Below are 12,225 nucleotides of genomic sequence, written 5' to 3' on the forward strand. Positions count from 1 at the left end.
CAAAAACTGGGCCATAAATCGAATGGATTTAAGGCCCCAATGTTTAAAAAATCATATTAATCTTCGTCCATCTTAAGCACTGCAAGGAAAGCATCTTGTGGTATTTCAACATTACCCACTGCTTTCATTTTTGCCTTACCAGCTTTTTGCTTTTCTAATAATTTTCTTTTACGACTAATATCGCCACCATAACACTTAGATAAAACGTTTTTACCCATTGATTTTATATTTGTACGAGCAACTATTTTTTGTCCAACTGCTGCTTGTACCGGTACTTCGAACTGTTGTCTAGGTATTAGCGTTTTAAGCTTTTCAACTAACGCTTTCCCTCTTTCATATGCGAAGTCTTTATGAACTATAAAACTAAGTGCATCTACTTTCTCTCCATTTAGTAATATATCCATTTTAACTAAGTCGCTTTCTTTATTATCAATAAATTCATAGTCAAAAGAAGCATAACCTTTTGTATTTGATTTTAGCTGATCAAAGAAATCAAACACTACTTCAGATAAAGGCAGTTCATAGATAATATTGACGCGTATATCATCTAAATACTCCATATTAATAAATTGGCCACGCTTACGTTGACACAATTCCATAACTGCACCCACATAATCGTTTGGTACCATCATTGTCGCTCTTACAAAAGGTTCATAAATCGTATCAATTTGATCTCTTTCAGGCATATGCGCTGGATTATCGACTGAGATTTCATCACCATTTTTAAGAATACATTCATAAATTACAGATGGGGCTGTAGCAATTAATTCTATTCCAAATTCACGTTCAATACGTTCTTGGATAATTTCCATGTGCAACATGCCTAAAAACCCTGTTCTGTATCCAAAACCTAATGCTTGAGAAGACTCAGGTTCAAATTCTAATGAAGCATCATTCAACTGTAACTTCTCTAATGCTTCACGTAAATCGTTATAGTCTTTATTGTCTATAGGGAATAAACCGCAGAAAACCATTGGGTTCATTTTCTTATATCCTTTTAACGGCTCAGCTGCTGGACGGTGTAGATGGGTAATTGTATCCCCGACACGTGAATCATCTACATTTTTGATACTAGCAATGACATAACCAACATCTCCAACAGTTAGCTCGCTAACTGGTAATTGTTTTGGTGTATTGATGCCTACTTCTGTAACTTCAAAAGATTTTCCTGTAGCCATCATTTTTATTTCATCACCCGTTTTCAAAGTACCTTCAACAATTCTAATTGATGAAATAACCCCTCTGTAGGGATCATATTCTGAATCGAAAATCAATGCTTTTAATGGTTCGTCTGGATCTCCTTGTGGTGGTGGCACGACTTCTACAATTTTTTCTAATATATCATCAATACCAATATTTGATTTTGCACTAGCTAATACAACATCATCTTTATCTAGTCCTATGACATCTTCTACTTCTTGCTTTACACGTTCAGGTTCCGCTGCTGGTAAATCTATTTTATTCACAACTGGTAATAACTCTAAATCGTTGTCTAATGCCAAATAAACATTGGCTAATGTTTGGGCCTCTATGCCTTGTGCAGCATCTACTACTAATATAGCGCCTTCACATGCAGCTAATGATCTTGAAACTTCATATGTAAAATCTACGTGTCCAGGTGTATCAATTAAATGAAACGTATAAGTCTCACCATCTTTTGCATCATATTTTAAACGTACCGCATTTAATTTTATTGTTATACCACGTTCTCTCTCTAAATCCATGGAATCCAATAACTGTGATTGCATTTCACGTGATTCAACAGATTTAGTATTTTCCAAAATTCTATCTGCTAATGTAGATTTTCCATGATCAATATGTGCAATAATAGAAAAGTTTCTTATATTTTCACGCTTGTTTAAACGATTTTCTTTATCCATGTATTATCAGTCTCACTTTCATAATTCTAGCCCGTAATATGTATGACATTCTTTGATATAATAACGTTTTTATCTACTAATTGCAAACTTGATAAAATTAATAGTAAAATTTGAATTTATGTTTATCTTTCGTCGCTATGTTACTATTTTTACTAATATCTTTTCTTGTTATAATTATTATTGTATCATTTATCGCGAGTTTACGCGCCTTATTATAAATAAATGATTGCAGAAACTTGGTTGTTTTGATAAAATATTTCTTGTTGTAATCAAATTAATTTTTGATAGCGAAGATCACACTTTTAGGAGGTGACAGACATGCCAAACATTAAATCTGCAATTAAACGTGTTAATACTACTCGTGTAACTGAGGAACGTAATATTTCACAAAAAAATGCAATGCGTACAGCTGTGAAAAGAGCTCATACAGCAATTGACACTAACGCTGACAACAAAGCTGAATTAATTAGCTTTGCATTGAAAAAAGTAGATAAAGCTGCGCAACGCAACTTAATACATTCTAACAAAGCTGCTAGAATTAAATCTTCTTTAATGACAGCTGCTAAATAAACTAAAGTTCAAGCCTACGCTTGAACTTTTTTTATTTCAATATTTCATGCGACCTGCTACATAAGTTTAGCCCAGAAATGATTTATAATAAGAGAAATCATTTCTGGGCTTTTTTACAACTTTAATATTTATTAGTTTTAGCATCATAACTATCAACATGCTTTATAATTCATCTACAGAAATCTATCCAGTGAAATGACTAGACGAAAACAAAAAGCTTCACATTTATAAGGACAAAATAAACAATTCGAGGATAAGGTGTTTATCCATATAAGATGACTTTAATTTATAATCTGTTTCTGCACAATTATCAATAATATTTAATAAACTTTCTAATTCATAATGCCTTGCTTGGTTTAAAGCTAACTTCACCCTATAGGGATGAACGTTGATTGTTTTAGCAATTTGTTGGCCACTATAGCCTTTTTGTCCCAATATTTTACTTTGATAAAAAAGTCGATAATTACTTGTAATCAGTGCTAATAATTTTATAGGCTCCTCTTTCATTGCTATTAAGTCTTTAACTAGTTGAATGGCTTTTGATTTTTTATTTTTTTGTATATATTCAGTGAGCAAAAAAACATTTTGTTCTAGACTTCTATTTACAATTTGATGAACATCATCTTTATTAATAGTCGTTCTATCACCCAAAAATAAAATGAGTTTTTCTATCTCTTGCTTAACAACATTAAAATTAACTCCTGTTAATTCAATAACTAAATCAAGCGCATCTTGCTTAATATCTTTATAATTCTCATGCAGTTGACTTTTTATCCAATGTTTTATTTCTTCTTCTGACATTTGTTCTATCTTTTTAATTTGCGCATGTTTTTTCAATGATTTAACAACTTTTTTTCTCTCATCTAATTTAGAATGATTAACTTCAAACAATATTAAAGTGTCACCATCATATTTTTCTATAAATTCTATCAGTTGATCAATGTTATGATTTAATTCTTTAGGCGGTTTCTCACCAGTAAAAACATATGCATTTTGTACTAGAACAGCTTTTTTATTAGAGAAAAATGGCATGGTAAGCGTTTCTTCAATAATTGGAGCTAAATCATTTTCATATAAGTTATATTTAACGAAGTTGAATTCATCTTTTGGTGCATCTAAATATTGTTCAATAACTTCAGAAGCTTTTTTTTCAATTAATTCAGGTACTTCACCATATATCGTTATTATGTTGCTACTCATTCTCGGCACCCTTTCAATTCTATTACACATTTTGTAATTATAACACGCCTAATAGTTTCTCACTAACTAAAAAATTTCAATGGTATTGAGATTTTATTTCTATTTGATCTTTAAATAAAATGTTCACTTCTCCATTTACATTTGTTTGAAAAACTTTAATATTATTATATCTTAATCTATCAATAATTTGACGATTAGGAAGACCATATTTATTTTTTTCTCCTACCGAAATTAGAGCTATTTTTGGTCTAATTGATTGCAATAAACTGTTACTTGTACTCGTACGACTACCATGATGACCAATTTTTAAAATATTAACATTGGATAAATGATATTTATGTATCAATTTCTCTTCGTTAAGATTTGTAGCATCACCCATCAGTAATATTTTATAACTATTGTACTGTATCAATATTATAATTGATTGTTCATTTAAATTATTAGAGTTAGGAATAGTAGCATCTAACAGATTAAGTTTCGCTTTATTCATAAAAAATTGTGATTTATTTTTAAAATCTATTAACTTTATGCCTTTTTTTATACATTTCACTTTTAAAAGATTTAATTCTTTCATTTTAAAACTATTAGCATTGATAATGATACTTTTAATTTTGAGTTGCTTAATTAAATAACTTAGTTCACCCATATGATCTAGATGAGGATGAGTAATTATAACGTAATCAAGTTCTTTTACATTATGTCGTTTTAAAGTTGGTAAGATATGATATCTAGAAATATTATGATTCGCAACTTTTTGTTTCGAATTAAAGTTACCACCCGTGTCGATTAATAGTGATTCGTGGTATTGAGTTTCAAATAAAAGTGAGTCCCCTTGCCCTACATCCAACATAGTAAGTTGATATGCATGCACTTGAGGTAGCATTGTAGAGACAACATACAAAGTAATTAAAGTAATTGACATTAGTTTATAGCATTTATGAACGAATAGAACTAAGGTCAAAAATGCAACGATAGTTATTATAGCTATTTGAAGATTATTTAATGTAGGAATATACCATTTAAAAAAGTTGAGTTTATCAAAAAGTTCAACCATTTTATCATGAAAAATAATTAATAAGTTATATAAATTGGTTATAATAATAGGTTTGAATGGTAAATGTATTATAAAAGTAAGAAAAATAACAAAAGGAAATAGTATGAAAGAATAAAATGGAACAAAAAAGATATTAGATATCAAGCCAATCCATTGAATTTGGTGAAAATGGATACAACTTAAAATAAATGAACTTAATTGTGCTATCCATGTGATAGCGCATAAAGATTTAAAGATACCTAAATTCTTTAGTAATGGGCTGGCAAAAAGGATTGAAAAAGTAATTAAAAACGAAAGTTGAAATCCGATATGATAAATTAACGAGGGGGTTAAAATTGTTAAGCAAATAAATAAAAAAGCTAAAACGTTCATTGAATGCTTTATAATGTATTTTGGAAAAATGATTATTATCAAACTCATTAATATTGCTCTGACGGCACTTGCCGACATGTTTGTATACATGCAATAGATAGGTAATAATATGATTAATATTATTTTAATTAAAAACAATGGGCATTTTAATCTGTTAAGTATATAGCATATAATTGTAATAATAATAGCAATATGTGTCCCGCTAATAGCCAGAAGATGCGCTATGCCAATTTCTTTTATTCTATCTAATTCATCTTTATTCATAAGTGATGTATCACCCGTTATAAATGCAATCGTTTTTTCAGGTGAAATTATTTTCCATTGTTGCATTCTTTCGTAAATCAATGCTTTATGTTTATTTAAAATATCAGTAAAGTTATTATTGTTAGTTTTACAACTTGAAAGATGAATATTTTGAATCATAAAAATAAGATTAGAATTTGGTTCGTTTTTTATAGTATTAAACTTCCCATTGACTTTACAGGTTTTTTGTAATAAAAAAGCAGAAACTTTTTTTAAATCTATATTTTTTGATGTTTGTAAATTATAAACGTAAGTATAATGTTTTTTATTTATTTCAATCTTACCTTTAAGCTTATGATGCTCCAAAATTGGTTTTGTAATTAACTTTGCTTCTCCTTGAAATGCTTTGTTCAAAAGTAAAGCATGGTTATTTTTTTCTAATTTTAAAGCATTTTGAAACATCATATAACTACTTAAAGATATGATGGCAACCATTATAAAATGAATTACATTAAATCTTTTTCTTTTCATTATAATAAATAGGCCCAATATTAAAATAAGAGATAAAACTTTATTAAAAAGTAATAAGTTACCAGCTAAATAAGCTAAAGCATAATAAATCAATTTTATTTATTTATTAAATATTGTGCTACATGTTCTTGATTAAATGGAATTTTTTTATACACAATACCTGATTGTTTTAACAATTCTAAAGCATAATGATGATTATGGTAATCTTCAGCATAATAAATTGTTTTAATACCTGCTTGAATAATAGACTTGGTGCAATTTAAACAAGGGAAGTGAGTAACATAAATCGTTGCGTCCTCTGTTGACACCCCTTGTTTTGCGCATTGTAATAAAGCATTCATTTCTGCGTGAATCGTACGAATACAATGACCATCTTCCAATAGACATCCTTCATCAATACAATGTACTTCGCCAGACACAGAACCATTATACCCTCCTGCTATAATTCTATTATCCTTTACAATCGTTGCCCCTACAGATAGTCTTTGACATGTAGAACGCAATGCTAATAAGTGACTTTGCGCCATAAAGTATTCTTCCCATTTAATACGATCCATGATACTTAGCCTCCAATTTATGTATTCTTTAATATGTTTATTATAGATTATATCGCTTTTAGAAAAATACAACAAAATTTTACATTGTTAAATGTGAACTTAATTTTTCTATCGTTTTAGCACCGAAACCATTAATTTCTTTTAACTCATCAATAGATTTAAAATTTCCATTCTGCTCACGATACTCAATGATAGATTTGGCTTTAACCTTTCCTATCCCTGGTATCGTTGTGAGTTCGCTTTCTGTTGCAGTATTTATATTTACTTTTGCTACATCAGCATCCTTATTTTCTGATAAATTTGTAACAGTTTTATTTTTATTCAATGGATTATTAGTTTGTTCCCCTTTTTCTGGAACATATATCATTTTTTGATCGATTAATCGTTCGGATAAGTTAATGTTCGTTAAATCAGCACGTTCTGTAGCAATAGCTTTGTCCATCAACTGTTTAATTCTATCATTACTGCTCATTTTATAAACATTAGGATGTTTTACTGCACCTTTAATATCAACATAAACAAATGAATCTTTACTATCATTATTGATTTTTGCAGTAGTTTTATTAGATGACCGTTCACTTTTCACATGTGGTAATGATTGATTATGGTCAGATGTTTCAATTAGTGCAGATTCATCATTTTGCTTGATTTGATCAACACCACGATTCATCAAAAATGATAGTGTTAGCACTGCAATCACTATTATAATTAGCATAACACAGGCCTTTATTTTTAAATTACATCGACTGAATCTTTCTTTGAATAATTCCCATAATGGTAACAAAAAATCACTCCTTTATACTTTACACGCATAAAGGAGTGATTTTACTTTTTATTTTTTTACAACGAAGAACAAGCGCTCTCCTTTTTGATTATGGTTATTGATTTCAAAATCAACGAATGTTGTTATATTTTTAAAGCCACATGATTCTAACATTTTAGTGTAAACATCTTTTGAATAAGTCTTTTGATAATGTGACTCATCAAATCTCTTATAATGCTTATCATCTTGTTTTATAAAAAACGTCATATCATGCCATACACTTAATGGTTCTTCCCCGCGAACAGCTTCCCAAGCTAAAAATACATTTTCAGTTTCATCAATATAACTTTGATTATTGAATAAAGTATTCATTTTATGTTCTGTATGCACATCAAACATAAATATACCTTCATTCGGCTCTAAATGATGATATACTTGCTGAAAAGTGGACAACACATCTTCATATTCTGTTAAATAATTTAAAGAATCACAAAAAATAGTTATTACATCAAATTGTTGGTTTAGGTCGAAATCAGTCATATCGCCTTCAATCCAATTTACTTCACTAGATTTTTGCATCGCTATCGAAAGCATATCAACACTTAAATCCATACCAGTTATATAATCAAAATCATTTAATTTCGAGGTGAAACTGCCTGTACCACAACCTATATCCAAGATGGTTGATTTATTTTTAGCATAAAATTCTACAATATCAAGCCATGATTCGTAAGGCTGATCTAAAGTTAATTGATCATAGTAATAGCTCATTTCTTCATATTGAACCATTATTAATAAACTGCCTGTCCATAAGATTCTAAAGGTGCATCACGATATAATTTCTCCAAGTTATAATAATCACGTTCATCTTTATGGAATACGTGTACGACTACATTGGCCAAGTCAATTAAAATCCATCTTGCTTCATTAAAACCTTCCATTCGTTTCACTTCAATTTCCGCTTCGTTAGCAGCATCTTTTACTGCGCGTGCGATGGATTGTACTTGTCTTTCATTATTGCCGTGGCATACGATAAAATAATCGGTCATATCGCTAATACCTTGCATATTTAAAGAAATTATATCTTCTGCTTTTTTATTCTCAGTTGCATTGACAGCTAATTTTAATAATTGATCTGATTTCATTTAATCATCCTTTACTCTTTCGTTACTATAATTGTAATAATTCAAGCAGGCAATCGTGGCATCATAAACGGTAATATCTTGCGTGATTAAATATAAAACAGTTCGCTTAGATATTTCATAAATGGTTTTATCTAAGCTACCTTGATTGTATGCTAAATCTCGAATTTCTTCAACGCCTGGGGTTTGACGACCAGGTTCAATATAATCTGCAATAAAAACTAATTTTTCTGTTTTAGTCATTTGAGCACGACCAGTAGTATGATTTTTAATGGCAAGCAAAACTTCTTCGTCATTCACAGCGAATTTTTGTTCCATTATAACTGCACAGACTGGCCCGTGTAAGATTTCTGATCCATAGCTCAACAAGTTACTATCTAAATCATTTTGTCTAACAATCTGATACATAGATCCTAAATCATCATATTTACTATAGTCATGTAAGATACCTGCAAGTTCAGCTTTATCTTTATCCCCATCATATAATTCAGCTAATTTAACAGCCGTTTCTGCTACTCTTAGTGAATGATTAAATCTTTTCTCCGGTAATTTATCTTTTACTAACGAGACTGCTTCATCAAATTTCATATAATCCTTCCTCTCTGATATATTTTTCTACACTTTGAGGAACAAGCGTATGAATATTTCCCTGTTGTTTCACTCTATCCCTAATCAGCGTTGAACTTATATCTATGCGTGGAATATTAATTGCAATCATATTATTTGAAACTTCTTGCTTTGCTTTTCCACGATTCACAATTACAAAGGTTACCATCGATTTCAATTTATCAATCTCATACCATTTTTCCAATTGTATATATTGGTCGGTCCCTATAACAAAATATAGTTGTGCATTAGGATGCTTTTCTAAAATGTGTTTAATTGTGAGATATGTGTAACTTTGTCCCTTGCGTTCTACTTCATCTAAATAAACAAAGCCAAACCCTAGTTCGTTAATTGCACACCGAATCATATCGATTCTATATGCTGCATCTAAGTAATCATCATGCGCTTTGAGCGGCGACATATAACTTGGAATAAAATAAAACAAATCTGGTTTAATAACATGATTCACTTCACTAGCAACAACCATGTGAGCCGTATGAATCGGGTTAAACTGCCCACCATATAAGACTATCGTTTTAGACATTATGGTAATTGAATTTGTTTATTATCATGTGATTCTTTATACAAGACAATCATAGACCCGATTACTTGAACAATTTCACTATGAGTTGCATCGCTTAAAGTTTGTGCTAAGTCATTTTTATCTTCAAAGTTGTTTTGTAATACATGTATTTTAATTAATTCTCTATTTTCTAAAATATCTTTTAATTGTTCTATCATATTTTCACCAACACCTGCTTTTCCGATTTGGAACGTTGGATCAATATTATGTGCTTTACTTCTCAAAAATCTTTTCTGTTTACCTGTTAACATAAAATGCTCCTTTTATAAATAATCTAATACTGTGCGTTTCATTACTTCCACGTCTGGTTCTGTACCTGTCCAAATCTTAAAACTTTCTGCACCTTGATAAACAAACATATCCAAACCATTATAAATTGGGTTACCTTGGGCTTCAGCTTGTTCTAAAATGGGTGTTTTAAAGGGTATATACACAATATCACTTACTAAAGTTTCCGGGTCCAAATTTTTCAAACTAATTGGTATTTCTTGATTTGTATTCATCCCTGCTGGTGTCGTATTTATAATAATGTCGAATTCAGATAAAGCTAATTCAGCATCTGATAAGCGGATTTTATTTACATTCAAATGCCATTGATCAAACCTGTCTAAAGATCTGTTGGCTATAGTAAGTTTCGGTTGTACATATTTGGTTAATTCATTCGCAATACCTTTACTAGCACCGCCTGCACCTAATATTAAAATATAAGCCTGTTTTAAATCTGGGTACACGCGTTGTAATCCTTTAACGTAGCCGATGCCGTCTGTATTATAACCAGTCCATTTGCCGTCTTCTATTTTAACTGTATTCACGGCACCTACAGTTTCAGATTGTTCGTCAATTTCATCTAAAAAAGGTATAATGCGTTCCTTATGAGGAATTGTTACATTGAAACCTGAGAGTGCTTTATCTGAAATAATTTCTCTTATTTGGTTGAATTTATCTTCAGGAATATTAATCGCTTCATATGTTGCATTGCAATTTAAAGTTTCAAAATTGGCATTATGCATCACTGGAGATAAAGAATGATCGATAGGGTGGCCTATTACTGCATATTTCATACTCTTCACACCTTACATAATTGAATTTCTTAAAATAACATCAACATTTTTTGGCACGCGTACAATTACTTTTGCACCTACATCAATTGTGATAAAACCTAATCCCGAAATCATCACATCACGTTTTTCCTTACCTGTTTCTAATCTTACGGCTTTAACATTACTCAAATCAAAATTTTCAGGGTTATGCGGTGGTGCTAATACAGATCCTAATTGATTTCGCCATAATTCATTAGCCTTTTCTGTTTTTGTTCGATGAATATTTAAATCATTAGAAAAGTAACAGACTAACGGTCTTTTACCACCACTTATATAGTCTATACGTGCGAGTCCACCGAAAAATAATGTTTGTCCTTCGTTAAGTTGGTACACACGTTGTTTAATTTCTTTTTTTGGCATAATTGTTTTAAGTTCATGTTCAGATACTAAATGTGTCATTTGGTGCGCTTGAATAATTCCTGGTGTATCATACATAAATGTTGTTTCATCAAGTGGAATATCAATCATGTCCAATGTTGTGCCAGGAAATCTTGAAGTAGTAACAACATCTTTTTCTCCTACACTGCGTTCTATTAATTTGTTAATTAGAGTTGATTTACCTACATTTGTAGTTCCTACTATATATACATCCTCATCATTTCTAATATTGTTAATAGAAGTTAATAGATTTTCAATACCTTCATTTTTGTCAGCAGAAATAAGTACTACGTCTTCGGCATCAAGTCCATATTTTTTGGCTGATTTCTTCAACCACTCTTTTACACGACGTTTATTTATTTGTTTTGGCAGTAGATCTATTTTATTAGCTACGAGAATAATTTTTTTGTTGCCAACAATACGTTTGATTGCATTAATAAATGATCCTTCAAAATCAAAAACATCTACAACATTTACTATTATTCCTTTTTTATCTACTAGACCGTTAAGTAAATTTAAAAAGTCATCACTATCTAAACCTACATCTTGTACCTCGTTGTAATTCTTTAATCTAAAACATCTTTTACATACAACATCTTCACGAAATAAATTATGTTCCGGAACATAACCAGGTGCATCAGAATCTTCAGATTGTAATGGTGCACCACACCCTATACATTTCAATACATCCACTTCACTCAATCAATTTTCCTCCCATTTTATATATCCTTTTTTTCTAAAATGTTGTAATAATCTGCGTTCAATAAGGCGATTAAATTTAGTAATAAAACCATCCGTTTGTTTAACAGGTACTACCATAATAGTAAATAAACCGCGTCTATTCCCACCAAATACATCCGTTAACATTTGATCACCAATCACTACAATCTCTGATGGATTTAAATTCATAGAATGCATTGCACGATCAAACGCACGTCCTCTAGGTTTTTTAGCTTTAAAAATATAATCTACTTTTAATGATTTTGAAAAACTACCGACTCTTTTTTCATTATTGTTAGACACAATTGTAATTGTAATCCCTTTTTGTCTTGCTTCTTCAAACCATGTTTTAACCGCTTCAGTAGGATCGGCTACATCCCATCCTACTAGTGTATTGTCTAAATCAGTAACGATACCTTTTACGCCAGATTCTGCAAGCTTATCTATATCAATTTGAAAAATTGACTGTACATATTCATTTGGCATAAAGTATTTCTTTATTATACCCATTATTTCTATTCACCTT

14 protein-coding genes are annotated in these 12,225 nt (G+C 30.4%); 1 reads left to right on the top strand and 13 read right to left on the bottom strand.

Annotated elements, in window-relative coordinates; translation table 11 throughout:
* Positions 1-56: 56 nt before the first annotated feature.
* Positions 57-1,880, bottom strand: coding sequence for a translation elongation factor 4 (gene lepA / locus AB1J10_RS02970; protein ID WP_046208133.1), 1,824 nt, complete (start codon positions 1,878-1,880; stop codon positions 57-59).
* A 318-nt stretch (positions 1,881-2,198) separates the two neighbouring features.
* On the opposite strand from lepA, the gene rpsT reads away from it, so the two are divergent.
* A complete protein-coding gene (gene rpsT, locus AB1J10_RS02975) occupies positions 2,199-2,450 on the top strand; it encodes a 30S ribosomal protein S20 (protein ID WP_046208132.1) in 252 nt (83 codons plus the stop codon).
* Between the two features lie 225 nt (positions 2,451-2,675).
* Here the strand turns inward: rpsT and holA are convergent, their stop codons facing one another.
* The 12 genes from holA to AB1J10_RS03035 form a co-directional block, all read right to left on the bottom strand.
* Positions 2,676-3,650: a DNA polymerase III subunit delta gene (gene holA / locus AB1J10_RS02980; protein ID WP_046208131.1), complete on the bottom strand. Its 975-nt coding sequence runs from the start codon at positions 3,648-3,650 to the stop codon at positions 2,676-2,678.
* A gap of 76 nt (positions 3,651-3,726) precedes the next feature.
* Positions 3,727-5,850 carry a DNA internalization-related competence protein ComEC/Rec2 gene (locus AB1J10_RS02985; RefSeq protein WP_369002998.1) on the bottom strand — a complete coding sequence of 708 codons (2,124 nt, stop codon included), beginning with the start codon at positions 5,848-5,850 and terminating at the stop codon, positions 3,727-3,729.
* Between the two features lie 95 nt (positions 5,851-5,945).
* A complete protein-coding gene (locus AB1J10_RS02990) occupies positions 5,946-6,407 on the bottom strand; it encodes a ComE operon protein 2 (protein ID WP_046208130.1) in 462 nt (153 codons plus the stop codon).
* Between the two features lie 79 nt (positions 6,408-6,486).
* Positions 6,487-7,191, bottom strand: a complete 705-nt coding sequence (locus AB1J10_RS02995) for a helix-hairpin-helix domain-containing protein (RefSeq protein ID WP_239991589.1) — start codon at positions 7,189-7,191, stop codon at positions 6,487-6,489.
* 48 nt (positions 7,192-7,239) lie between these two features.
* Positions 7,240-7,959, bottom strand: a complete 720-nt coding sequence (locus tag AB1J10_RS03000; protein WP_107365392.1) for a class I SAM-dependent DNA methyltransferase — start codon at positions 7,957-7,959, stop codon at positions 7,240-7,242.
* A gap of 2 nt (positions 7,960-7,961) precedes the next feature.
* A complete protein-coding gene (gene rsfS, locus AB1J10_RS03005) occupies positions 7,962-8,315 on the bottom strand; it encodes a ribosome silencing factor (RefSeq protein WP_073341865.1) in 354 nt (117 codons plus the stop codon).
* Positions 8,316-8,900: a bis(5'-nucleosyl)-tetraphosphatase (symmetrical) YqeK gene (yqeK, locus tag AB1J10_RS03010; RefSeq protein ID WP_046208127.1), complete on the bottom strand. Its 585-nt coding sequence runs from the start codon at positions 8,898-8,900 to the stop codon at positions 8,316-8,318.
* A complete protein-coding gene (nadD, locus tag AB1J10_RS03015; protein WP_046208126.1) occupies positions 8,890-9,462 on the bottom strand; it encodes a nicotinate (nicotinamide) nucleotide adenylyltransferase in 573 nt (190 codons plus the stop codon). Before nadD ends, yqeK begins: the two co-directional genes overlap by 11 nt.
* Positions 9,462-9,752 (bottom strand): ribosome assembly RNA-binding protein YhbY, encoded by a 291-nt coding sequence (gene yhbY, locus AB1J10_RS03020; RefSeq protein WP_046208125.1) that lies wholly within the window; start codon positions 9,750-9,752, stop codon positions 9,462-9,464. The genes nadD and yhbY overlap by 1 nt, the downstream gene beginning before the upstream one ends.
* Before the next feature lie 12 nt (positions 9,753-9,764).
* Positions 9,765-10,562: a shikimate dehydrogenase gene (aroE, locus tag AB1J10_RS03025; RefSeq protein WP_107365393.1), complete on the bottom strand. Its 798-nt coding sequence runs from the start codon at positions 10,560-10,562 to the stop codon at positions 9,765-9,767.
* A gap of 12 nt (positions 10,563-10,574) precedes the next feature.
* On the bottom strand, positions 10,575-11,672 hold the full coding sequence (gene yqeH, locus AB1J10_RS03030) for a ribosome biogenesis GTPase YqeH (protein ID WP_439959258.1): 1,098 nt from the start codon (positions 11,670-11,672) through the stop codon (positions 10,575-10,577).
* Between the two features lie 9 nt (positions 11,673-11,681).
* Positions 11,682-12,209: a YqeG family HAD IIIA-type phosphatase gene (locus AB1J10_RS03035; protein WP_046208122.1), complete on the bottom strand. Its 528-nt coding sequence runs from the start codon at positions 12,207-12,209 to the stop codon at positions 11,682-11,684.
* Positions 12,210-12,225: the final 16 nt, after the last annotated feature.

It is taken from the genome of Staphylococcus cohnii species complex 1663, from assembly GCF_041008415.1.
GTDB classification, from domain to species: Bacteria; Bacillota; Bacilli; order Staphylococcales; family Staphylococcaceae; genus Staphylococcus; species Staphylococcus ureilyticus.